This window comes from Xanthomonas sp. MUS 060 (assembly GCF_000963215.1).
Taxonomy (GTDB): Bacteria; Pseudomonadota; Gammaproteobacteria; order Xanthomonadales; family Xanthomonadaceae; genus Xanthomonas_A.
The window spans coordinates 110,724-134,999 of sequence record NZ_JZIM01000002.1 but is presented as its reverse complement, the minus strand read 5'-3'; the positions used below and the strand labels follow the sequence as shown (position 1 = coordinate 134,999).

20 protein-coding genes and 1 pseudogene are annotated in these 24,276 nt (G+C 63.4%); 10 read left to right on the top strand and 11 right to left on the bottom strand.

Features of this window, described 5'->3' with window-relative positions:
* Window positions 1-69: 69 nt before the first annotated feature.
* A complete protein-coding gene (locus tag XANALMUS060_RS03700) occupies window positions 70-606 on the bottom strand; it encodes a hypothetical protein (RefSeq protein WP_045737201.1) in 537 nt (178 codons plus the stop codon).
* A gap of 140 nt (window positions 607-746) precedes the next feature.
* Window positions 747-1,367 carry a hypothetical protein gene (locus XANALMUS060_RS03695; RefSeq protein WP_152640376.1) on the bottom strand — a complete coding sequence of 207 codons (621 nt, stop codon included), beginning with the start codon at window positions 1,365-1,367 and terminating at the stop codon, window positions 747-749.
* A 302-nt stretch (window positions 1,368-1,669) separates the two neighbouring features.
* On the opposite strand from XANALMUS060_RS03695, the gene XANALMUS060_RS03690 reads away from it, so the two are divergent.
* From XANALMUS060_RS03690 to XANALMUS060_RS03670, 5 genes and pseudogenes are all read left to right on the top strand, one after another.
* A complete protein-coding gene (locus tag XANALMUS060_RS03690; protein ID WP_235430333.1) occupies window positions 1,670-2,980 on the top strand; it encodes an aspartate aminotransferase family protein in 1,311 nt (436 codons plus the stop codon).
* Window positions 2,981-3,040: 60 nt separating this feature from the next.
* Window positions 3,041-4,157 (top strand): annotated as a pseudogene (gene ald, locus XANALMUS060_RS22975) (alanine dehydrogenase).
* Between the two features lie 238 nt (window positions 4,158-4,395).
* Window positions 4,396-5,637: a DUF445 family protein gene (locus XANALMUS060_RS03680; RefSeq protein WP_045737198.1), complete on the top strand. Its 1,242-nt coding sequence runs from the start codon at window positions 4,396-4,398 to the stop codon at window positions 5,635-5,637.
* Window positions 5,638-5,814: 177 nt separating this feature from the next.
* The gene (locus XANALMUS060_RS03675; RefSeq protein ID WP_045737197.1) at window positions 5,815-9,930 is read left to right on the top strand and encodes a response regulator; all 4,116 of its coding nucleotides are present in this window, start codon (window positions 5,815-5,817) and stop codon (window positions 9,928-9,930) included.
* A 44-nt stretch (window positions 9,931-9,974) separates the two neighbouring features.
* A complete protein-coding gene (locus XANALMUS060_RS03670; protein ID WP_045737196.1) occupies window positions 9,975-11,015 on the top strand; it encodes an HD domain-containing phosphohydrolase in 1,041 nt (346 codons plus the stop codon).
* A gap of 24 nt (window positions 11,016-11,039) precedes the next feature.
* On the opposite strand, the gene rlmKL is transcribed toward XANALMUS060_RS03670, so the two are convergent.
* From rlmKL to XANALMUS060_RS03650, 4 genes are all read right to left on the bottom strand, one after another.
* Window positions 11,040-13,220: a bifunctional 23S rRNA (guanine(2069)-N(7))-methyltransferase RlmK/23S rRNA (guanine(2445)-N(2))-methyltransferase RlmL gene (gene rlmKL / locus XANALMUS060_RS03665; RefSeq protein ID WP_045737360.1), complete on the bottom strand. Its 2,181-nt coding sequence runs from the start codon at window positions 13,218-13,220 to the stop codon at window positions 11,040-11,042.
* Between the two features lie 552 nt (window positions 13,221-13,772).
* Window positions 13,773-14,294: an N-acetyltransferase gene (locus XANALMUS060_RS03660; protein ID WP_045737195.1), complete on the bottom strand. Its 522-nt coding sequence runs from the start codon at window positions 14,292-14,294 to the stop codon at window positions 13,773-13,775.
* The gene (locus tag XANALMUS060_RS03655; RefSeq protein WP_045737194.1) at window positions 14,291-14,818 is read right to left on the bottom strand and encodes a YqiA/YcfP family alpha/beta fold hydrolase; all 528 of its coding nucleotides are present in this window, start codon (window positions 14,816-14,818) and stop codon (window positions 14,291-14,293) included. The genes XANALMUS060_RS03660 and XANALMUS060_RS03655 overlap by 4 nt, the downstream gene beginning before the upstream one ends.
* Window positions 14,815-15,306 (bottom strand): MOSC domain-containing protein, encoded by a 492-nt coding sequence (locus XANALMUS060_RS03650; RefSeq protein WP_045737193.1) that lies wholly within the window; start codon window positions 15,304-15,306, stop codon window positions 14,815-14,817. The genes XANALMUS060_RS03655 and XANALMUS060_RS03650 overlap by 4 nt, the downstream gene beginning before the upstream one ends.
* Window positions 15,307-15,328: 22 nt before the next feature.
* Here XANALMUS060_RS03650 and XANALMUS060_RS03645 point away from each other — a divergent pair, with 22 nt between their 5' ends.
* A complete protein-coding gene (locus XANALMUS060_RS03645) occupies window positions 15,329-15,907 on the top strand; it encodes an N-acetylmuramoyl-L-alanine amidase (RefSeq protein WP_045737192.1) in 579 nt (192 codons plus the stop codon).
* 78 nt (window positions 15,908-15,985) lie between these two features.
* Here XANALMUS060_RS03645 and XANALMUS060_RS03640 read toward each other — a convergent pair whose 3' ends face one another.
* The 4 genes from XANALMUS060_RS03640 to XANALMUS060_RS03625 form a co-directional block, all read right to left on the bottom strand.
* Entirely contained in the window at window positions 15,986-16,858 is an 873-nt protein-coding gene (locus XANALMUS060_RS03640) for a DUF1684 domain-containing protein (protein WP_235430328.1), read from the bottom strand.
* 139 nt (window positions 16,859-16,997) lie between these two features.
* Complete coding sequence (locus tag XANALMUS060_RS03635; RefSeq protein WP_045737190.1) at window positions 16,998-17,879, bottom strand: sulfurtransferase; 882 nt, start codon at window positions 17,877-17,879, stop codon at window positions 16,998-17,000.
* Window positions 17,876-18,676: a CoA pyrophosphatase gene (locus XANALMUS060_RS03630; protein ID WP_045737359.1), complete on the bottom strand. Its 801-nt coding sequence runs from the start codon at window positions 18,674-18,676 to the stop codon at window positions 17,876-17,878. The genes XANALMUS060_RS03635 and XANALMUS060_RS03630 overlap by 4 nt, the downstream gene beginning before the upstream one ends.
* A gap of 116 nt (window positions 18,677-18,792) precedes the next feature.
* On the bottom strand, window positions 18,793-19,494 hold the full coding sequence (locus XANALMUS060_RS03625; RefSeq protein WP_045737189.1) for an FKBP-type peptidyl-prolyl cis-trans isomerase: 702 nt from the start codon (window positions 19,492-19,494) through the stop codon (window positions 18,793-18,795).
* 163 nt (window positions 19,495-19,657) lie between these two features.
* Here XANALMUS060_RS03625 and XANALMUS060_RS03620 point away from each other — a divergent pair, with 163 nt between their 5' ends.
* From XANALMUS060_RS03620 to nth, 3 genes are read left to right on the top strand one after another with little or no spacing between them, the layout of a single operon-like run.
* On the top strand, window positions 19,658-20,440 hold the full coding sequence (locus tag XANALMUS060_RS03620) for an enoyl-CoA hydratase-related protein (protein ID WP_045737358.1): 783 nt from the start codon (window positions 19,658-19,660) through the stop codon (window positions 20,438-20,440).
* 13 nt (window positions 20,441-20,453) lie between these two features.
* On the top strand, window positions 20,454-20,825 hold the full coding sequence (locus XANALMUS060_RS03615) for a hypothetical protein (protein ID WP_045737188.1): 372 nt from the start codon (window positions 20,454-20,456) through the stop codon (window positions 20,823-20,825).
* Window positions 20,822-21,511 carry an endonuclease III gene (gene nth, locus XANALMUS060_RS03610; RefSeq protein WP_045737187.1) on the top strand — a complete coding sequence of 230 codons (690 nt, stop codon included), beginning with the start codon at window positions 20,822-20,824 and terminating at the stop codon, window positions 21,509-21,511. Before XANALMUS060_RS03615 ends, nth begins: the two co-directional genes overlap by 4 nt.
* A gap of 115 nt (window positions 21,512-21,626) precedes the next feature.
* Here the strand turns inward: nth and XANALMUS060_RS03605 are convergent, their stop codons facing one another.
* Window positions 21,627-22,871 (bottom strand): porin, encoded by a 1,245-nt coding sequence (locus XANALMUS060_RS03605; RefSeq protein ID WP_045737186.1) that lies wholly within the window; start codon window positions 22,869-22,871, stop codon window positions 21,627-21,629.
* 287 nt (window positions 22,872-23,158) lie between these two features.
* On the opposite strand from XANALMUS060_RS03605, the gene pstS reads away from it, so the two are divergent.
* Entirely contained in the window at window positions 23,159-24,172 is a 1,014-nt protein-coding gene (gene pstS / locus XANALMUS060_RS03600; RefSeq protein WP_045737185.1) for a phosphate ABC transporter substrate-binding protein PstS, read from the top strand.
* The last annotated feature ends 104 nt before the right edge of the window (window positions 24,173-24,276 follow it).

Genomic DNA, 24,276 nt, shown 5'->3' with positions numbered 1-24,276 from the left:
CGACATCGCCCTGCGAACGGTTTCTATAGGAATCAATGGCCGCATCGGCGCGCGCTTGATCGGCAGGATTCATGGCTTGGCTTCCTTGACAGCAACGGTGACTGGAAAGAAATCACTCGGGCTCTGTTTGTATTCAGGACGAAGGGGAGAGTAGTCAGGCGCGCCATAGGGAGCGAAAGAAGTATCCCCATACACGCTCTTCTTAAAATAACTCGTCTCAGGACTGTCATGTAGGAGTTCCACCAACATACCGCCCCAGCCGAACGTTACACCTTTCACTCTTGCGCTGACACCTACACTCGTGACATCCCAGTGGCACACGCCAAGCTTGAAATAATCCTCGTCCAGCAAGGCGTCGCGGTAGAAATATCCCTTCCACGTGTGATCGTCCACCTGTGTCATGGGAACATCGAGTCCGGTATTAGGCATCTGCCGCACACCAAGAAACCGAGCCAGCGGCACGCATTTCTCATTGATGACGTCATACCCGATATACGCCTTGATCGAATCCCACGGCCCCGGCGCATGTGAGGTGGCAATCACTTCGTAGCGTTTGACCGGATGTGGATTGAGGTGACCGGTGGCACCGTCATTGCCGACATACATCGATGCCTTTGGAGCAGCCCGCAGCGGTCAGGGCCAGCGGCATGATGGCGGTGGCGGCAAGGTGTTGCAGTTTCATCGGGTCGTCCTCGGGGAGATGGGGCGCGGATGCGGCGTCAGGCAGGTGCTGTTGCCGCGTGGGTTTACGCTTGGGTTCCACCGGCAATCCGCCAGGTGGCAGCGGCCCAAGCTCGGCGCGCACCCGCGCATTGATGATGGCCATATCGCGCAGGAGCTGCAGATCGTGCAGCGGATCGCGCGATGCCTTTGGAGCAGCCCGCAGCGGTCAGGGCCAGCGGCATGATGGCGGTGGCGGCAAGGTGTTGCAGTTTCATCGGGTCGTCCTCGGGGAGATGGGGCGCGGATGCGGCGTCAGGCAGGTGCTGTTGCCGCGTGGGTTTACGCTTGGGTTCCACCGGCAATCCGCCAGGTGGCAGCGGCCCAAGCTCGGCGCGCACCCGCGCATTGATGATGGCCATATCGCGCAGGAGCTGCAGATCGTGCAGCGGATCGCGCACGTTGAGTTTGCGCGGGCGATAGGGATTGTCGCTGTGATCGTCGTGATCGTCGGTGTCCTGGCTCATCGCGCGTGACCTCTCCTTTTGATTTTGAGCAAGCCTCCCCACTGCGTCTGCGATCTTACGACAAAGGGCCGATGCCGCCACTGCCTGACCTGTCCGTGAGGTCGGCGAGGCCATGCCCGGCGTGCGCGGGCGATAGGGATTGTCGCTGTGATCGTCGTGATCGTCGGTGTCCTGGCTCATCGCGCGTGACCTCTCCTTTTGATTTTGAGCAAGCCTCCCCACTGCGTCTGCGATCTTACGACAAAGGGCCGATGCCGCCACTGCCTGACCTGTCCGTGAGGTCGGCGAGGCCATGCCCGGCGATGACCATGGTCTGACGCAGGATAGGCCAAGTCGCGCAGGACCGTTAGCCGTTCTAATTGGTGCGCTCCCGCGGTACCGGCATGAGGTAAAGTTTTTTCAACGTCCTTCGCGTGGAGCCTGCGATGCATCCTCAGTCCACTCTTCCACCCCAGCCGCTGTGCGACCACGACGCCACACAGATGCCACGGGATTTAGAGGCGTTCTGGATGCCATTCACGGCCAACCGTCAGTTCAAGGCACGGCCGCGGCTACTGGCCTCGGCCGAGGGCATGTATTACCGCAGTGTGGATGGACGCCAGATTCTCGACGGCACCGCCGGGCTTTGGTGTTGCAACGCAGGTCATGCACGGCCACGCATCGTCGAAGCGGTGGCCCGGCAGATCGCCACGCTGGATTTCGCGCCCACCTTCCAGATGGGCTCGCCACTGCCGTTCGTGCTTGCCGAGCGATTAGTGGCATTGGCGCCACCAGGACTCAACCATGTCTTCTACACCAACTCCGGCTCCGAGTCGGTGGATACGGCGTTGAAGATCGCACTGGCGTATCACCGCGCACGCGGCGAGGGCCAGCGCACGCGCTTGCTCGGTCGCGAAAAGGGCTATCACGGAGTCGGTTTCGGTGGTATCTCGGTCGGCGGGCTGCCGAACAATCGCAAAGGGTTCGGCCCGCTGCTGCCTGGCGTGGATCATCTGCGACATACGCTGGACATTGAGCGCAACGCATTCGCGCGCGGCCTGCCAACGCACGGCGCTGAATTGGCCGACGACCTGGAACGTCTGATCGCACTACACGACGCCTCCACCATCGCCGCGCTCATCATCGAACCGATTTCCGGCTCGGCCGGCGTGATACTGCCACCACAAGGCTACCTGCAACGCATCCGCGCGTTGTGCGACAAACACGGCATCGTGTTGATCTTCGACGAGGTCATCACTGGCTACGGTCGCATCGGCAACGCCTTCGCCGCGCAACGCTTCGGCGTGGTGCCGGACATCATCACCACCGCCAAGGGTCTGACCAACGGATGCGTGCCAATGGGCGCTATATTCGTGTCGGACGCAATCCACGACGCCTTCGCGCATGGTCCGGCAGGATCCATCGACCTGTTCCACGGCTACACCTACTCCGGCCATCCGCTGGCCTGTGCTGCGGCATTGGCGACACTGGATACGTATGCGGAAGAAAACCTGTTCGACAAGGCGATACAACTCGGCATGGTCTGGGAACAAGCCATCCACGCACTGCGTGGCTTGCCGCACGTGATCGACATCCGTAACTTCGGCTTGATCGGTGCGATCGAACTGGCCCCGCGCGAGGGCGCGCCCGGCGTGCGTGCCTACGACATCTTCGAACGCTGCTTCCACGAAGGCGACTTGCTGATCCGCGTCACTGGCGACACCATCGCGCTGTCGCCACCGTTGATCGTCGAGCACACGCACATCGAACGCATGTTTTCTGTGCTGGCGGAGATAATCCGCAGCACGCCCTGACCGTTCACCCAACCACCCAGCCGCGCTCCCCACGCGCTGCGTCCACTTGGAGAACCACTCATGCTGGTCGGCATTCCGAAAGAGATTAAAAACCATGAATATCGGATCGGGCTGACCCCGTCCGGAGTCCGCGAACTGGTATTGCACGGACACCACGTCTTGGTCCAGCGTGGCGGCGGTCAGAGCATCGGCCTGACCGATGCCGAATACGAACGCGCCGGCGCGCAGCTTGCCGAGGACGCAGCCAGCGTGTTCGCGCAGGCCGACATGATCGTCAAGGTCAAGGAACCGCAACCAGCAGAATGCGCGATGCTGCGTCCAGGGCAACTGCTGTTCACCTATCTGCACTTGGCGCCGGATCCGCAGCAGGCCGCCGCGCTGGTGCACTCAGGTTGCACCGCCATCGCCTACGAAACCGTCACCGATGGCCACGGCGGCTTACCGCTACTGGCACCGATGAGCGAGGTCGCCGGACGCATGGCGATCCAGGCCGGCGCGCGCGCACGCGCTGGAAAAAGCCCAGGGCGGCTCCGGTGTACTGCTGGGCGGCGTGCCCGGGGTGAAGCCGGCGCAAGTCTTGGTGATCGGCGGCGGCGTGGTCGGAATCAATGCCGCACGCATGGCGATGGGCCTGCACGCGCGGGTGACGGTGCTGGATCGCTCGCTGGAACGGCTCAAATACCTGGACGAACTTTACGGCCAGCAACTGACCACGCTGTATTCCACCCACGATGCCATCGAACACTGTCTGCCGCATGCCGATCTAGTGATCGGCGCGGTGCTGATCCCCGGCGCTGCCGCGCCCAAACTGGTCTCGCGCGCGCAACTGGCGCTGCTGCGGCCAGGCTCGGTGCTGGTGGATGTGGCGATCGACCAGGGCGGCTGCTTCGAGACCAGCTATGCAACCACCCATGAGCAGCCGACGTACAACGTCGATGGCATCGTCCACTATTGCGTGGCCAACATGCCAGGTGCGGTCGCCCGGACCTCTACCTTCGCGCTGACCAACGCCACCCTACCGTTCGTGCTGTTGCTCGCCGAACACGGCGTGCAGGCCTTGCGCGACGATCAGGACCTGCGCAACGGCCTCAACGTACACGCCGGCAAGCTCACCCACCGTGCGGTGGCGCAGGCGCTGGGCCAGGAGTTCGTCAGGCCGCTGGACGCGCTGGGCTGATCCTGCATCTATCTACTGTTGCCTTTCGCAAGGACAGCGTATGCACTCACGTTCCCCCATTACATCGAACAATGCCCGAGCCAAACGCATGGCACGCCCATGGATCGACTGCATCGCCGGGAAATGAAAACACTGCAATCAAACCCGCTTGCCCCAGCGCTGCGTACACTAACCCGGCATGAGCGTCTCTTCCGATCTCCCCTCGCCTCCCGATCCACGCCATACGCAGTTGCGGCGGATGAAACGGCTGGCCGTATTGCTGTTACTGGCAATGCTGTGCGGTTTCCTGCTCAGCCACGCCATGGGCATGCACGGCGCCTGGGCCTGGATCGGTGCGTTCTGCGAAGCCGCCACGGTCGGCGCGCTGGCCGACTGGTTTGCGGTGGTGGCGCTGTTTCGACATCCATTGGGCCTGCCGATTCCGCACACCGCCATCATCGCGCACGGCAAGACGCGCATTGCCGATAGCCTTGCCGTGTTCGTCCGCGATCACTTTCTGGAGCATGGCGCACTGCTCGCCAAACTCAACGCATTCGATCCTGCGGCGCGGCTAGGCCATTGGCTGGCCGAACCAGCGCAGGCAGGCAAACTCGCCGAACTGACGCGGGGCTGGGCGTTACAAGCGCTGAATCTACTCGACGAAGCCGCAGTGCGACGCCGCATCCACAGCTTCGTCGTGGCACGGCTGCACGAATGGGATGCCACCGCCACTGTCGGCGAGATTCTCGGCCTGCTCACCGCCGACCGGCGCCGCCAGAGACTGCTAGACGAAGCATTGAACCGGCTCGGCGAGCACCTGAACGATGCCCAGGTCAAACAACGCGTATCGAGGATGATCGTCAAATACGCACGGCGCGAATGGCCCAAGCTGGTCGGCACGGTCGCGTGGGTGAAGCCGGTGGAGGGCATCGCCGATAGTCTGGCCGAGCGTCTGGCGCAGGCGCTGCTGGAGGAACTGCAGGAGGTGCTCTCGCAGCCGCAGCATCCACTGCGCCAGGATTACGAGCGCTGGCTCAGCGGCTACGTGCAGCAGTTGCGCACCGATCCGGCCATCGCCACCAAGGTCCAGGCGCTGAAGCAGCGGCTGATCGAACACCCCGATGTGCAGGACTATGTGCAAGGGCTGTGGGGCCAGATCCATGCCAGCCTGCACGAGGACCTATCGCGTCCCGATGGCGCAATGGCGCAACACTTGCGCAGCGCACTAGGCACCCTGGGCCAGTCATTGGCCCAGGACGGCGCACTGCGCGAGGCGCTCAACCAGCATCTGCTCGACGGCGCCGAACAACTCACCCAGCGCCTGCGCAACAGCGTCACCACGCATATCGCGCAAACCGTCAAGGGATGGGACGAGCGCCATCTGGTGGATCAATTGGAATTGAGCGTCGGCCGCGACCTGCAATACATCCGTTTCAATGGCACCCTGGTCGGCGGCCTGATCGGCGTGATACTACACGCCACCGTCACGCTCCTTACGTAATGGTCGAAATGTTGCTCCCCGCGCAAGCAATGGGGGCTGGTGCGGTCGCAATGTTCGCGCTAGCTTGGCAGAAGATGCTGTGCGGACCTGCGCGGTCACGATGCATGCCATCGCGCACGGACTACGGGGATGCCGATGCTCACGCCGCACCAGCGTTGATCAGAGGAAGGGGAGCGCATGTCGAATAAACGTTGGACACTCACCGCAGGCCCTACCCGGTCAGCGCGTTTTGCCACATCGGCCGTGCTTGGCGCGGGCCTAGTTGCCGCGGTGTTGGTCGCGCAAAGCGTGCAGCAACGTAACCATCAGCAGAACCAGACCAAGTTCCAGCAACTCGCCACGCATGTTGCCGATGAGCTGCGGCAGCACTTGGACATCTACGAACACGGCCTGCGTGGCCTGCGCGGCGCAGTGATCGTTGCCGGTGGCGATCGCATTTCGTCCGAGGGTTTCGCGCGCTACAGCGGCTCGCGCGAGTATGAACGCGAGTTCCCGGGTGTACATGGCTTCGGTTATATCCGCCGGGTCGCGCGCACCGAGGAAACCGCATTCCTGAGGCAAGCCCACGAGGATGGCATGCCAGCGCTGCAGATCCGCGAACTGGCACCACACGATGGCGACCGCTTCGTCATCCTGTATCGCCAACCGCTGGGGCAAAACACCTTCGCACAAGGCTTTGATATCGCGTCCGAACCGGCACAACGTGCCGCGGCGTTGGCCGCCGCTTACTCGGGCAATGCGATCATCACCTCGCCGATCCACCCGTCAAAAACCACACGCAACGACAACAGCCAATTTCTGCTGCTGTTGCCGATTTACCGCCCCGGCATGCCACTGGAGACTCCGCAACAGCGCTGGCAGGCCACCACCGGCTGGGCCTATGCGCCATTGAACATTGCCGAGGTGCTGGCCTCCTCGCCCTATCACGGCACGGATCTGCACATGACGGTGGCTGACAGCCAGTCGCCCGACCAGCCGTTCTATCGCGGCGACGGTAGCGGACACGCAAGCCCTGTGGCGGGCGCCACCAACCTGCGCGCAGTGCGCACTTTGCCCGTGTACGGACGTCAATGGCGATTAAGTATGCAGGCCACGCCGAGCTTCGTGCGCTCGCTCAACCAAACCTCGCCACTGCTCGATGGTGGATTGGTCGCTGGCGTCTCGCTGCTGCTGGCCGCGTTGCTGCATCTGTCCCTGACCAACCGCCACCGTCGCGACCTGTTCCTGCGCGAACAAAGCCAATTGGCCGCGCTCGTCGGCGGCACCGGCGAGGCGATCGTCGCCGAAGACCTGCAGGGCCATGTAACCCATTGGAATCCCGCCGCCGAGCGCATCTTTGGTTACACCACAGCGCAGGCCATCGGCCAACCGCTGCACACGCTGCTCGGCCCAAACCTGCGCGATGCCAACGACGGCGACACGCAAGTGCGCGAACTGCGTCACCGCGATGGCAAAATCGTCAACGTGTTGGCCAGCGGCTCGCCGATCATGGACGCCGAGGGCAAGATGATCGGCCACTCGCACCTGTTGCACGATGTGACCGAGCGGGCGCGCGCCCAAGCGCGCGTATTGGAACTCAACGCCACACTGGAACAACAGGTCGCGCAGCGCACCAGCGAACTGGTCACCTACTCGGCGCTACAGCGCGCGATCCTGGCCCATGCCGGCTATGCAATCGTCGCCACCGACCCGGAAGGCACCATCACCCTGTTCAATCCGGCCGCCGAAACACTGCTCGGCTATACGGCGCACGCGATGATCGGACGTAAAGCCACCGGCTTGTTCCTGGATCCGGAGCAACTGGCCGAACGTGCCGAGCGTATGACCATGCAGTCCGGAATCACGGTGCAACCAGCGTTCGAATCCATCGCCGCATTGTCCACGCTGGGCCGTAGCGATACCCGCGAATGGACCTACGTGAACAAAGATGGCATCGCGTTCCCGGTGCTGCTCACCCTGAGCACGTTGCGCGACGACGACGAGCGGGTGATCGGCTATCTGGGCATCGCTGTCGATCTCACCGAGCAAATGCGCCGCGAGCGCGAGCTGCGTCTGGCAATCGACGCGGCCGAGACCGCCAATCAATCCAAAAGCGATTTCCTGGCCAATATGAGTCACGAAATCCGCACACCGATGAATGCGATTTTGGGCATGCTCTACCTGCTGCAAAACAGCGAGTTGCCGCAAGCGGCCAAGGACATGATCCAGAAGACCGACATCTCCGCGCGGGCATTGCTGGACATCATCAACGACATCCTGGACTTCTCCAAGATCGAATCCGGACGTATCGATCTGGAATCGGAACCATTCGATCTGAGCCAGTTGTTGGAAAACATCGCCACCCTGATGACCTCTGCGATCAGCACCAAACCGGTGGAGATGATCGTCGAGCCGTTGCCAGCAGGTTGCCGTTGGCTGTGCGGCGATGCGCTGCGCCTGAACCAAGTGCTGGTCAATCTGGTCGGCAATGCCATCAAGTTCACCGAACAGGGCGAAGTGACGCTCTCCGTGCGCGCCTTCCCCAGCCCCGAGACGGGCAAAATCAAATTGATGTTCTCGGTGCGCGATACCGGCATCGGGATTGCGCGGGAAAAACAGAGCCTGATCTTCTCGCCGTTTCTGCAGGCCGACACCTCAACCAGCCGTCGATACGGCGGCAGCGGCCTGGGCCTGACCATCAGCCGACGCCTGGTGGAACTGATGGGTGGACAGCTCGAGGTAGAGAGCACTCCCGATCGTGGCAGCGATTTTTATTTCGCCATCACCTTCGCGATGCTGCCTGCGCCAGCCGCCGAGCCGGAACTGTCCGAAACACCGAGAGTGTTGATCGCCGACGACCATGATCTGGCCCGGCGCAACCTGACCACCATTGTCAGCGGCTTCGGCTGGCAGGTGGAGGCCGTCGCCAACGGCACTGACGCGCTCGCCGCCGCACCGCAGGGCCACGATTTCGATGTGATCCTGTTGGACTGGCGCATGCCCGATCTGGACGGATTGCGCGTGGCGCAACGTATCCGTGCGCAGACAAGCTCGGACAGGCAACCGATCATCGTCATGGTCAGCGCTTACGAACGGCGTCTGATCGAAGAACGCAACCAGGGGTCCATCGACGTGAACGTGGATGCGCTCATGACCAAACCCGTCACCGCCCCCACCCTCTACAGAACCATTGCCACGCTACTGGCGCACCGGCGCGGCGAAGGCCCCACTCCGCTGCTCTGTGGCGACAACACCCTACGCCTGGCCGGCGCACAGCTCCTGGTGGTCGACGACAGCCAGATCAACTGCGAAGTCGCGCAACGCATCCTGGAAGGCGAAGGCGCGACAGTGGAATTGGCCCATGATGGCGAACAAGCGCTGCAGCGGCTGCGGCAAGAGCCCAACCGCTTCCAAGTGATCCTGATGGACGTGCAGATGCCGAACATGGATGGCTACGAAGCCACCCGTCAATTACGCGCAGACCCGCGTCTGGCTGCCCTGCCGGTGATCGCACTGACCGCTGGCGCTTACCGTCAACAACAGGAACTCGCACTCTCCAGTGGTATGAACGGATTCATCGCCAAGCCTTTCCAGGTGGAAAACCTGATTGCGACCATCCGCCAATTCCTCCCCATTCCCACGCCCATGACATCGCAACCGCTCGAACCGACGCCACCTACAGCCAGTGCCACTTGGCCAGCAGCCGATCCGGCCCTGCTCGACATCGCCCAGGCGCAGCAGTTCTGGGGCGAACACGCGCCCTACCAGCGCTACCTACTGAAACTACTACAGGAACACAGCGATCCAGCAGCGAGCGTGCAAGCATTGCTGAATGAGCAACTGTTAGAGCAGGCCATCTTCCACGTGCATACACTGCGCGGATCGGCCGGATCGCTAGCGTTACCAGCGCTGACCGCAGCCACCGCGGTGCTGGAGGAAAAGCTGTACACGGACCCGACACAGGCCGATACCGAAATCGCAGCATTGGCAACGACCATGGCCGCCACCATCGCGGAAGTGCAGCGCTTCGTCGCCGCGATCGACGCCGAGACGGCAGTCGCGGCAGCGGTAACGCCGGTGCCGCCGCCGCCCACCGCCAGTGCTCCGACATCGACAGCCGCCCAGGAAGCCTGGCAGTTGTTGCTGCAGGCGCTGGACAGCGACGACCTGGACCGCATCGAGCGCGCGACCCAACGCCTGACCCCGTGGTTAGCAGAGCCCAGGGCCACAGAATTGAATCAGCTCCTAGAAAATTTTTCCTTCCGTGAAGCCGAGGCTAAAGTCAGGCAATGGTTGGCCGATGCTAGTTCCTGAGATGTGCTTCGGTGCGGTCTCACTGCGCGCCGCCAAGGAACCCCATGTTCAAACCAACCCTACTCTGCGTCGACGACGAGGCAAGCAACCTGGCACTGATCCGCCAGATCCTGCGCGAGGACTACACCCTGATCTTCGCCAAGAACGGCGCCGACGCGCTGCGTGGCGTCGCCAAGCATCATCCTGCCTTGATCCTGCTGGACGTCGAGCTACCCGACATGGACGGCTACAGCATCGCCCGCACGCTCAAGCAAGAACCGCGTAGTGCGTCGATCCCGATCATCTTCGTCAGCGCCAAGGACAATGAAACCGACGAAAGCATCGGCTTCGAGGCCGGCGGCGTGGATTACATCACAAAGCCATTCTCGCCCAGCATCCTGCGCGCGCGCGTGCGCACGCACCTGTCACTGGTCAGCGACGCCAGCCTGGCCAACAGCCACCGCGACGCGATCAAGATGCTGGGCATGGCCGGCCACTACAGCGATGCGGACACCGGCAACCATATCTGGCGGATGGCCGCCTACGCGCGGGCGCTGGCACTGGCCGCCGGGTGGTCGCGCGAGGATGCCGAACTCCTCGAACAGGCGGCACCGATGCACGACACCGGCAAGATCGGCATTCCCGATGCCGTGCTGAAGAAACCCGGACCGCTGGATCCGGCCGAATGGGAGGTGATGAAACAACATCCACAGATCGGCTACGACATCCTCAGCCGCAGCAAAGCACCGCTGTTCCGGCTCGCCGCCGAGGTCGCCTTGTGTCACCACGAACACTGGAACGGCAGCGGCTACCCGGCCGGCCTCTCCGGGGAGCGCATTCCCGAATCGGCCAGGATCGTCGCACTCGCCGACGTCTTCGATGCGCTGACCTCGCACCGCGCCTACAAGCAACCCTGGTCGTTGGACAAGGTGATGGCGCTGTTCCAAGAGCGCTCCGGCAACCAGTTCGAGCCGCGCCTGGTCGAGCTGTTCGGCACGATCCTGCCGCAGATCCTGCAAATCCAGGAGCACTGGAACGAACACAAGCCGGACACAGCCCCTGCCCCGCATCCGCCCGTCGCACAGGCAGCGCTGACCACGCTGTGATGACACGCGGCTACGCCGCCTGATTCAACGCCGTTGCAGACGCCAGGCGCGGTGAATACGCCGGTTGCGTTCGAAATCCGGCGCGATGGTGTGCGCACTGATCTCCTGGCAACTGGCAAACACGGCGAGCGCATCTTCATCCAGCTTGAAGCGACGGAAATTGTTGGAGAAGTACAACACGCCCTCCGGCGTGAGCCGCATCACCGCCGCGCGCAATAAACGCACATGCTCGCGCTGAATGTCGAAATCCTCCGCGCGCGCGGAGTTGGAGAAGGTGGGCGGATCGCAGAAAATCACGTCGTAACGGTTCTTCTCCGCCTCCAGCCAGGTCAGCGCATCGGCCTGCACCAGGCGATGCTGAGCGCCCCCCTTGCCGTTGAATGCCAGGTTGTCGGCGCACCACTGCAGGTAGGTGCCGGACAAGTCAACGCTGGTGGTGGAATCGGCCCCGGCCACCGCCGCCTGCACGCTGGCCACACCGGTGTAGCAGAACAGGTTGAGGAAGCGCTTGCCGCGCGCCTGCTGCGCCATGGCACCGCGCAACGGGCGGTGATCCAGGAATAGTCCTGTATCCAGATAATCGAACAGGTTGACCCGCAGCAGCGCATCGTGTTCGCGCACCACCAAGAACTCACCGCGCTGTTCGAAGCGACCGTACTTGCTACCGCCCTTGCCGCGCTCGCGCGTCTTCAGCGCCACTTGCTCGGCCGGCACCGCGAACACCTCGCGCGCGGCGGCCAGCAGTTCGTTACGACGGCGGCGCACGTCGGCATCGGGAATATTCTCCGGCGCCGCATATTCCTGCACATGCAAGAACGTGCGCGCCTGACCAGCGTCTTCCTGATACACGTCGATCGCCGCCGCGTACTCGGGCAGATCGGCGTCGTAAGCACGGAAGCACGTCACCTGCTCACGCATGCGCCAACTTTTGAACTTACGCAGGTTCTTGCGCAGACGGTTTGCCACCATCTGTGCTCCATCGCTGAGCGAGTGCGCCGCATCGGCACCCACGCGCGGCGCAACCGCGATCGGATCGCAGACGATCAACGGACACTCCAACGCACCGTTGAACATCTGGTATTTTTTCGCCGCGCGCAGGCCGGTGGCGTAGGCCAGCTCGGCATTGCCGCACAGCACACTGGCGCGCCACTGCGGCATCGCGCGCTTCAACGCATCCCCCAGGCGCCGATACAACGCGGCATCGGCAATCAGGCGTTCGTCGTAGGGCGGATTGCACACGACCACGCCCAACGTCGGCGCAGGCACACGCAGATCGGCGACGTCGCGCACCTCGAACGCGATTGCCGCAGCAACCCCGGCGGCCTGTGCGTTCTCGCGCGCGGCACGAATCGCGTGCGGATCGAGATCGCCACCGTACAGCACCGGGCGAAGCGCGGCACGGCCGGTGGCCTCGCGCTGTCGCGCCTCGGCCAGCAATTGGTCCCATGCCGTCAGGTCGAAGCCCAGCCAGCGGCTCGGCGCAACACTGGACAGCGTGGGCGCCGAATCGCCGTGGCGCGCAGCGGCCAACGCGACACGCAACAGACCCGGGGCGACATCGGCCACCATCAGCGCCCCTTCGATCAGCAAGGTACCGCTACCGCACATCGGATCGAGTAGACCGCCGCCCTGCGCATACAGCGCCGGCCACTGTCCACGCAGCAACAACGCGGCGGCCAGGTTCTCTTTCAGCGGTGCCTCGTTCTGTGCCTGGCGCCAACCACGCCGATGCAACGAACCACCGCCCAAATCCACCGACACGGTCGCGCGGCCCTTGCGCAGCGACAAATTCAGACGCAGATCCGGATGCTCCACGTCCACCGACGGACGCTCCAAACCAGCATTGCGCAGCGTGTCCACCACCGCGTCCTTGACCCTCTGCGCCGCATAGCGCGCATGGGTAATTCCGGTACCGGACACATGCGCATCCACTGCCAAGGTGTGCTCGGGGGTGAGGTGCTCACACCATGGCACAGCGGCCACGCCGGCGTACAACGCCGCCTCGTCGGGACACTCGAAGGCGTGCAGCGGCCACAGCACGCGACTGGCCAGACGCGACCACAGCACTGCGCGCTGCGCATCGCGCAACGTACCCTCGACATTGACCCCGGACACGGTGGCCGTTGCCTGCGCCACACCGAAGGCAAGCAGCTCATCGACAAGCAGATATTCCAGGCCCTTGGCACAGGAGACGAAAAATTTCACGGCAATGCGGACCACAGCGGACAGAGGAAAGGCGCGACCGGCGTCGCCCCGCCCGACGCATCACCACGCAGCCGGTAACAGCGGCGGAAAGCGGTGCAGACGAACGAGGCCGCCATGGTCGGCCATCACGCCGCGTATTACCAGCCCGACCGACAAGCGCCGCGTCCTCTGCGGCGGATGTCGGAAAATTTCACGGCAATGCGGACCACAGCGGACAGAGGAAAGGCGCGACCGGCGTCGCCCCGCCCGACGCATCACCACGCAGCCGGTAACAGCGGCGGAAAGCGGTGCAGACGAACGAGGCCGCCATGGTCGGCCATCACGCCGCGTATTACCAGCCCGACCGACAAGCGCCGCGTCCTCTGCGGCGGATGTCGGCATGCGTTGACGCTAGGCTTAAGAGTGACTGACAAAACATCGCGAGTCGCTCAGCGACGCAGTCGCTTTGTTAGCGAGTGCAAGTTGAACCGCTGCGGCAGCGGCACAACGCAACGGCCACTCCCCTCTTGCCTCGCTCAGCGCGGCGCCACAGCGCGCAGGCCATGCTTAGGCTTAGGCTTCGACTGCAAATGCCGGGTGATACGCCACCTCGGCCACCGGCAACAAACGATCGCCGAAGCACAGCGCCTGGAAGGCCTCCACTGGCACACCCGGCAGAACCAATCCCGGCTCCTGGCGGAAGCCGAAGCGCGCGTAGAACGCCGGTTCGCCCAGCACCACGCAACCGGCCGCGCCCAGCGCCTGCAACTGCGCCAGCGCTTCGCGGACCAGACGCGAACCCAAGCCTTGTCGCCGATGCCCCGGGCCCACCGACAGTGGCCCGAGTGCGTACCAATCGCGACTGCCATCGGACAGAGTCACCGCAGACACCGCAATGTGGCCGACGATGTAGCCCTCGTGTTCGATCACCAACGATACGGTCAACGCGGCGTCCGCACGCAGGCGTTCGATGATCTGCTGCTCATCGTGGCGGCTGTGCGCGACACGGAAGAACGCGATCAGGGTCAGCGCCTCGATCGCCGCCGTATCGGCCGCGCGCTCGGCGCGCAGCAACAGCTCCGGCGTATCGCTCACAAACGCGCCAGCAATTGCGCGAACGCCTGTGCCGCCGTGTCCACGTGATCGTTCAAACGATGCGTGTCGTCCACCAGCAGCAGCCGCGCCGCGCGGGCCTTCGCCCAGCCGATCACCTCGGCGGCGGGAATCAGTTCATCGCGCCAGGCATGCACGATCGAGATCGGCACCGCGGCCGCATCCAACGCCGGCAGCGGCCCCATCCGCGTCGGCGGCACCATCAGGAACAGCGCACGCACTGGTACCTGCAGCGATACCTGCGCGGCGATATAAGCACCCAGGCTGGAACCGGCCAGCACCAACGGCCCTTGCTGCGCCGCATGCCGGGCCCGCTCGAGCAGACGCTGCAGCCGCGCCGGCACGTCGCCGAGCTGGCTGACCTCCCGGCGCGCATCCAGATCGGTGTAATCCGGGCGCTCGTGGCTCCAGCCCATGCGCTGCGCGACCTCGGCCAGCGCGGTCGCTTTGGCCGCCTGCGGCCCGCTCTCGAAACCATGCGACACGATGCAGTGACCGCGACTCATAGCGCCACCACCGCATCGCCCACGCGCAAGGTGCCGCCGTGGACAATCCGCGCGCACAAGCCGCCATGGCCGCGCATCGCGTTGTACCCACCCGCGCCCAATGCCAGCTCCATGCGCGAGCACGGATCACATGGCGCGACGCCTTCCAGTTCGACCTCACCAATGCGGAAACGGCGTCCTTTCAGTGCGATCAACGCAATGCCGGAGACCACCAGATTGCGCCGCAGCGTCGCTGGCGCGACCTCGGCCTGGTCAGCCAGTGCGGCGATCACCGGCAGGTGTTCGGCCTGGATGAGGGTCACCCCACGCTTGCCGTTGCGTCCGGCATAGCGGTCGCCGGACAGGCCCGCCGCCGTTTTGGCCACGACCTCGTTCACCGCGCGCATCGGCACGTCACGCGCCGCACGCAGGCCGATCCATTCCACCCGTCCTGCACGCGGGAAGGTGGACATCAGTGCCGCAAGCGGGCTTTCGGAATTCAGATTCATGGACGAATGCTAGCATCGGTGCATGCCGCAGATCCCACCACCGTCCATCCACGATACGCCCTTGCCCTATGTCCAGCGACTGGAAACGCGTGCGCTGGACGCCATCGAACTGGCGGTGATCCACTGCACCGAACTGCCGGATCTGGCCAGCGCACGCGACTACGGCGAACGCGTGCTGTATCCCTCCGGCACCGGCAATAGCGGCCACTTCTACATCGACCGCGACGGCAGCGTGTATCGCTACGTGCCGCTGGAACGCATCGCCCATCACGTGCGCGGCTACAACCGGCAATCACTGGGCATCGAACTGGTCAACCACGGACGCTACCCGCACTGGCTGGACTCACGCAACCAAGCGATGGAAGAGCCTTATCCACCGACGCAGATCCAGGCGCTGATCGCACTGCTGCGGCAACTGCACGCCGAGTTGCCGCAGTTGCGCCGCATCGCCGGACACGAAGCGCTGGACCTGAGCCTGGAGCCCGCCAGCGACGACCCGCGTTTGCAGGTTCAACGCAAGCGCGATCCCGGGCCGCTCTTCCCGTGGGCGCAAGTTCTGGCCGCAGTGGCGTTGACACCGTACACACCGCCTGCGCAATGATCGGCGAGCACGGTCTGCACGCTGCAATGGCCGTGCGCGGCCAGCCTGGCCGAGCCAGCGCTCGGCCACAACCTGGGCTCAGCGTGGACCCATATAGTTTTTCTCGCCCGCGGTCACCGCCAGACCCATAAGATTGCCGAACGGTGCCAGCGGACACACCAAATGCGGCGTGAACGCACAAGGCGGATTTTGCGCCAGATTGAAATCCAACACGATGTGACGACCCTTCGGCAATTCGACGAATAGATAACGCGCACCGCCATAGCTCTCGCGACCACTGGTGCGATCAGAGAATGGAAAGAACAGACGTTTATCGGTCTCATCGCGCAAGGCCTGCAAGCGATAACGATGCCCCTGCATCACGAACTCGGCGCTACCAGCCAAGGCCAGCGGCTCCGGTGTTCCGATCGAGGTGAGCAACACGACCGCGCGCGGCGTCGGCTGCGGATACCACTCGGCGACCACGCGCCAGCGCACATCGATCGGGAAATAATCGATACCGGGAAACGCGTAGCGCGCGGCGGCGTAGGGATCGCGGAAACGCCAACCGAACAAATTGCCGTTACGTACCACATAGAACTCCTGCGTCCCCAGGTTAAGGCGGGTCTCCGTATCGTGCGTCGCATCGGTATTCAAGCGTCCAGCAACGAACGGGCGCCCCCCCACACGCACCTGTGCATCTTCCGCCACCTCGAAATACACCCCGTCCTGCGGGTCCACCCTCAGCGTGCCAAGGTGCGCAGGACCGCCCGGCAACTGCACATCGTTGTCGGCGGCGTTGCCAACGCGGTGTACGCCGTCGCCCAGGCGCCCGGAGCCGATATAGCTGAGCCAGCCGGAGGGCGCACGCAGCAATGCCAACCGTTGCATGCGACGTTGCTGCACCAATTCCCGGTAATCGGCGACTGCCTGCGCGCGGGGCGAGGCGTCGGCACCGATTGCGCCGGACATGTCCGCTCCACCACAGGCCACCAGCGCCAACATCATGACTAGCACACACGCTTCACGCCAACGCATTGTTCCGCCCCACTCTCGCCTGTTCCTTTGTCGTGTTGACCGCAATCGCGTTAACGCTTCGTCGCCATCGGCCCTATCCGCTGGCACACGGCCGTGCCGGATCGGCAATCCAGCCACTCCAGGAACCGGCATACACGCGCGCACCATGCAAACCGGCATGTTCCAACGCCAATAGCAGATGGCAGGCCGTCACGCCGGAACCGCACATCACCACCACTTCGCTCGGATCGCGCCCGCACAACAGCGGTTCGAGTTCCGCGCGCAATTCGTGCGGCGAACGCAGGCACCCATCGCGCAGATTCTCGCCGAGTGGTCGGTTCACCGCACCAGGGACGTGCCCGGCAACTGCGTCGATCGGCTCGACCTCGCCACGAAAGCGCTCGCCAGCGCGCGCATCCAGCAACCAGCCCGGAGCTTCATGCAGCCGCGCGAGCACCTCCTCGGCCGCGACGATACGACCGACATCGAAACGCTGCGGATACGGCGCGAGCGAGGAAGGCGATACAACCGCATCCGTCTCCGGCAAGCCCAACCGGCGCCATTCGGCGAGTCCGCCATCGAGCACGGCAACGCGACGATGACCAAGCAGGCCCAACATCCACCACAGCCGTGCCGCCGCCATGCTGCCGTCGGCCGCGTCGTAGACCACCACCTGGGTGTGCGGCGCGATGCCCCACTGCCCCAAGGTGCGCGCGAACGCCGCATCCTCCGGTAGCGGATGCCGCCCCAGGCCGGGGCGGCCTAGATCGGAAAGATCGGTATTGAGATCGGCGTAAACCGCGCCGGGCAGATGCGATTGCGCATACGCCTGGCGCATCGCGTCTGCGGCGCGCGGATCGAGCAACGCCGCTGGCGCAAACCGCGCATCGATAATGCGCAGGTCGGGATGATCCAGCGCGACAGCCAACGCCGGCGCGGCCACCAGATGCTGCCATTCGGGCAACGGTGAACTCATGCAGTTTGCTCCAGTCGTCGACGCAAATTGAGCAGAATCGCGGCGGTCGCGCCCCAGATCCGCTGCTCGGGCCAGACATATTCCAGCACAACTCTCGACCGCCCACGATCATCGATCTCGATGCCACGTAGGTTTTCCGGCACCATCAGGTAAGCCAGCGGCACCTCGAACACCTCGGCCACCTCATCCGGATGCGGCTGCGGCACGAACGCCGGGTCGATTGCCGCGACCACCGGCATCACCCGGAAGCCGCTGATGGTGAGGAACGGATCCAGATAACCCAATGGTTCGACCTGACTCGTGGCCAGTGCGATTTCTTCATTGCTCTCACGCAGCGCCGCTGCCACTGCATTGGCGTCGCCGGAGTCGATACGACCACCGGGAAAACTGACCTGTCCACCGTGGTGGCGCAGACGATCGGTGCGCCGAGTGAGCAGCACCCGGGTGCCATCAGCGCGCGGCACCAGCCCGACCAGCACGGCGGCCTCCACCGGCGCCCCGGCAGGCAGCAGATCCTGTAATTCATGCTGGTTCCAGCCCGGCCCAAGCGGCGGTCGTTGCAAAGGATGCAGCGCGCACTGCAATTGGACACGTTCGACCAGACGCTGCCCCGGCGATGGCGACCAACCGCGCGCAGGCAATACAGCGTCCATGTACCGGCGGCGTTCGGCGTCGCTCATGTCGCGCCAACGCGCGATTTCCTCGCCGCTGCGCAAGCACCCCATGCAGTAACCATCTGCATCGAGACGGCACAGACCGATACACGGCGTGAGCACGGCATGGGAGAGAGTATCCATCGGATTGAACACTTTACAGGCTAGCGCGATTCACCGCGCCGCCGTGGCTTGCCCGACAAAAAAATTGCGCCGGCATCGCTGCCGGCGCAATCCTCGTACAACCAGAAGCCTCGCGCTTACTTGACGCTGACCAGCTTGATTTCAAACTGCACAGCCACGTTCGGCGGGAACGGAGTGCGCGGATCGGCACCATAGGCCTTGTCCGGCGGCAGGGTCACTTCCCACTTGGAACCAGCCGGCATCTGCATCAGCGTCTCGCGCATGGCCTGCATCTCGACTTCGCTGACCTTGATCGCCGGAATCTGCTGCGCCGGACGCGCCTGCGGCGGGTGCTGACCGAACGGATACGGACCAGCCACTTCCAACTGCACGGTGCTCGCCTGAGTCGGCTTGGCGCCCTTGCCGGCTTCGATCACGCGGTACTGCACGCCGCTGGGCAGCGTCTGCACGCCTGCCTTGGCCTTGTTCTCGGCCATGAACTTTTCGCTCTTGGTCTTGTTCTCGGCGGCGGCCTTCTCGTAGTCGGCCTTGGCCTGCTGGGCACGGGCCTGCTCGCGCTTCTGGAAGGCTTCGACAGCCGGCTTCAACTGATCGGCAGTGACCGCCGGTTGCTTCTTGGCGTAGGCATCCTGCAAGCCCTTCACCACCGCATTGATATCAAGCTGCTCGCCACGGCCGGACAGTTCGGCAAGGTTGTTGCCGAAGTCGAAACCGAAGTAATAGCTCAACTTGAACTTTTCGGACGATGTGTCCTGGGCGAACGCATTGCCGCTCAGGGCCAGGGCCGCAACAGCGACCGCAATAGAACGCAACTTCATCAAACAATTCTCCAGGGTGGTGGCACAGGACGGCAAGTGCCGCCTGAGATGACGCGTTAGGATAGCCGCAGCGGCGCATCACCGCTACCGACAACGCGCTTCACTAGACAGGCGCGGACTGCGCAGAGTTCCCATCACCATTTTTTTACATTTAGGAATGGACATGTCCGGTACACCGATCCTCACCGATACACAGGGGGCGATCCGCATCCTCACCGTCAACCGTGCCGACAAGCTCAACGCATTGAATCGGCAGATATTACTGGCGTTGGATACGGCTTTCGCCAGCGCCGAGGACGACCCACAAATCCGCGTGGTGGTGTTGACCGGCGCCGGCGAAAAAGCCTTCGTGGCCGGTGCCGACATCGCAGAGATGAACGAATTGACACCGATGCAAGGCCGCGATTTCTCGCAACTCGGCCAACGCCTCATGCGCCGCATCGAGCGTCTGTCCAAGCCAGTACTGGCGATGGTCAACGGCTTTGCGCTCGGCGGGGGGCTGGAATTGGCAATGGCCTGCCATCTGCGGCTGGCCGCCGACAGCGCCCGGCTAGGCCAGCCGGAAATCAACCTCGGGCTGATCCCCGGATTCGGCGGCACCCAGCGCCTGCTGCGGCTGGCCGGTCGCGCAGCGGCGATGGAATTATGCCTGCTCGGTACGTCGATCGACGCAGCGCGCGCGCTGCAACTGGGCCTGGTCAACCGCGTGGTGGCCGCCGCCGATCTGCGCCAGACAACCTTGCAAATGGCGCAACAGTTGGCCGACGCGGCTCCGCTGGCGATGCGTGGCATCCTCGATGCGATCCAGGTCGGCGGCGAAACCGCGATCGAGCAGGGACTGGAGTACGAGACTGCGCAATTCAGCCTGCTGTTCTCCAGCGCAGACATGCGCGAAGGCACCCGGGCGTTCCTGGAGCGACGCCCGCCGCAGTTTCAAAACCGTTGAGCGCCCTCCACAGATGTCCCACGCCTGCACCCCCGCTACCGTCTCGCCGCTGCAACTATTGCGCTGGATTCTCGACGACAACCTCGATGCCGCAATCGAGGGTGGCCTGATGGATTATGTCGGCGACGATCCCGACGACGACACCCTGGATCCAGCGCAGCCGCAGCTACGCGCACAACTGCTGGATGCACAGCAGCGCTTGCGCATCGCCTGGGCCGCACGCGCGCGCCACCGTGCGCGTGCGGCGCGCTTGGCACTGCGCGCACAAGCACGCCAGGCCCGCCGTGCCGCACCGGCAAGCGCCGCCACGGCGCCCCCACTTCCCGCAGCCGCAGCGGCGATCCTGGCGCGCGCAAAAGCCAAAGCGGCAAGGAGCCCGTCGTGAGTGCGAACGCAACCACCAGCACCACACGACGTGGACGCACGCTGCGCAAGGAGGAAATCCACGAGGTGTTTTCGCGCCTGGCCGCGCTCAACCCAACCCCGACCACGGAATTGCAGTACAGCACTGCGTTCGAATTACTGATCGCGGTGATTCTGTCGGCGCAGGCCACCGATGTCGGCGTCAACAAGGCCACCCGCCGGCTGTACCCGGTGGCGAACACGCCGGCCGCAATCCTGGCGCTGGGCGAAGACGGACTGAAGCGCTACATCTCCACGATCGGCCTGTTCAACGCAAAGGCCAAGAATGTCATCGCCACCTGCCGCATCCTGGTCGAGCAGTACGACGGCGAGGTTCCGCGCGAACGCGATGCGCTGCAAGCCCTGCCCGGGGTCGGCCGCAAGACCGCCAACGTGGTGCTCAATACCGCCTTCGGCGAACCGACCATGGCCGTGGACACGCATATTTTCCGCGTGGCCAACCGCACCGGGCTTGCGCCGGGGAAAGATGTGCGTGCGGTCGAGGATGCCCTGCTCAAACGCGTACCGGCGCAATTCCTCTACGACGCCCATCATTGGCTGATTCTGCATGGCCGCTATGTGTGCAAGGCACGCAAACCCGACTGTCCGCAGTGCGTGATCGGCGACCTGTGTCGGTTCAAGGACAAGACGCCGGCAGCCGAGCACTGAAGCGATCTCGCGGCACGATGGCATGGCCCATGATCTGGGCCAGCATCAGAAAACAAAAAGGCGGCGCATCTGCGCCGCCTTCCTGCCGAACTGACAAACATCGCAGATCGGCGAATCAGAACGACATGTCGCCCCAGATGCCGAATTCCTTGGTCTTCACATCGATCTTGCTGATGTCTTGCTGGTGGGTGTATTTGTACACCGTCGCCAACTTCAGGTTCTTCAGCACCGGGAACTCGACGCCGACGTTCCAGTACTTGTCGTAGAGCGAAGGGTCAAGCGTCTTGCTCAGATCGACCTTGTCGTAACGCCCGAACAAGCTGATGCCGTTGTCGGTCAGCACCACGCTGCCCCACGTCGACCAGCCAGAGAGCTTGTCGCTGGCAACAGTCAACACATTATTGAGATTCTTGGCGACGAAATATTCACCACCCAGGCGGAATCTCGAATCCGCGTAGGCCACCAGCGCGTTGGCGCGGTTGTAAGTGTGGTTGGCCTCAAGGATATCGGTCTCCTTGCCCAACTTGCCCGAATAGGCACCCAGCGCAATGGCCAGGTTGGGAATCGGCGTGTAGGCGACGCGGCCTTCCACGTCCATCCGCTTGCTGCGCGTGAGCGACTTGTAGCCCGCGCCATTGACCACCGACACCGCATAGTTGACCTGCGTGCCAAGGTCACCGAAGGCGTGCAGACCCCAGTCGGAGGAGTTGGCCGTCTTCATCCGGTCGTTCAAGGTGTTTTCGACGTAACGGTAACCGTAATACTTATCGATCAACGGCAACCACGGCATATCGGCCGCACCGATGCGCAAGCCGAAAGCATCGTTGAATTTGCCCTGCACGTATGCCTTCTTGACGAACAGTTCGGTGCTGGAGATGGCCGAGCTGTACTGGAAATCGGTGGTCAGGTTGGCCGACCAGATATCGTTGAAGGAATGGTCAACGGTCAGATAGAACCGCTTGACGTCCAGACCGAAACCGCTGGCGGCGGTCTTGGCACCGCTGCTGGTCCTGTCGACGTCGCTCAGATCGAAGAACATCCGCCCACCGACCTTGGTGTTGTCGACCAGCTTGGCGAGCTTGTCGACCTTGCTTGCGCTGGCCTGCGCGGCTTCAGTGGCCTGAGCCTGGGTGACATTGACTTCCGACTGGGCATCGGACTGCGCCTGCAACGCTTGCGATTGCGCTTGTAACTGCTGCACCTGGGTTTGCAATGCTTCGATCTGCGCCTGCAGTTGCTGCAACTGGGCCGCGGACACTGCAGGAGTGCTGGTCTTGGTCTTCGCAGCAGCGAATGCCTGCGGTGCCGACGTCAGACCGAGGCTGACAAGGATCGCCGAAGCGAGTAGATGAGAACGCATTTGAGGATGTCTCCAGTGGTTGGTTGGACAACGATGTGATACGGCGGGGGCGGGCAACAGTCTGACCAGTTGTAAAGATTCCGTCAAATATATGGAACTTTTAAGTCAAAACCATGTCGGAATGAATTTAACCCCTATGAACCCCTTGTCGGGGCCAAGTTAAATGGACGCGCCAATCTGTCACCAAAATGAAACCTATCCTTCTTCAAGCATTCACGAAAAAGTCTTGCAATTTCACCGATGTCGGCAGGGGTGTCGGCATCTCAACCTTCTCAGGAGTTCTCCAGATGCGTTCCCTCAAGCTCCGACTGCTGGCAGCCGCTGCGGTCGTTTCGTTTTCGCTGGCGGCGCAAGCCACCGATGTCACTGGCGCAGGCTCCAGCTTCGTCTACCCGGTGCTGTCGAAGTGGTCGGCGGCCTACGCTGAAAAAAGCGGTAACCGCATCAATTACCAGTCCATCGGTTCCGGCGGCGGCATCGCCCAGATCGAGGCCGCGACGGTGGATTTCGGCGCGTCCGACAAGCCGCTCAGTGCTGCGGAGCTGAGCAAGTTCGGCCTGGGTCAGTTCCCGGTCGTGATCGGCGGCATCGTACCAGTAGTGAACGTGGCTGGCGTCGCGCCCGGCGCGATGAAGTTGGACGGCACCGTGCTGGCCAACATCTTCCTGGGCAAGATCAGCAAGTGGAACGACCCGGCGATCGCCGCGCTCAACCCTGGCCTGGCTCTGCCGGACATGAAGATCACCATCGTGCATCGCTCCGACGGTTCGGGCACCAGCTTCAATTTCACCAACTACCTGTCCAAGGTCAGCCCGGAATGGAAGAGCAAAGTTGGCGAAGGCACCGCGGTGCAATGGCCTGCCGGCATCGGCGGCAAGGGCAACGAGGGCGTGGCCGCTTACGTCAAGCAGATCCGTGGCGGCATCGGCTATGTCGAGTATGCCTATGCACTGCAGAACAAACTCAGCTACACCGGTATGAAGAATGCCGCCGGCAGCTTCATCATGCCGAACGACAAGTCTTTCTCCGCTGCGGCCGCGACCGCCGATTGGAAGTCCGCAAAGGATTTCAACCTGATCATGACCAACGCGCCGGGTCAGGACGCATGGCCGATCACCGCCACGACCTGGGCGATCATGTACAAAAAAGCCAAGAAGCCGGCCTCCTCCAAGGCGGCTCTGGAGTTCTTCAAGTGGTCCTTCGAGCAGGGCCAGGCGCAGGCAAAGGCGTTGGACTACGTGCCGCTGCCGGAGCCGCTGGTCCAGCAGATCAAAGCCTATTGGGCGCAAAACCTCAAGTAACGGGCGCACCGCAGGTGCCGTCGTAACGCGCGACGGCTACGCGACTACACCTGCAACACCCACCGACGCGGGCCGTAAGGTCCGCGTTTTTTGTCTGCGCTCTC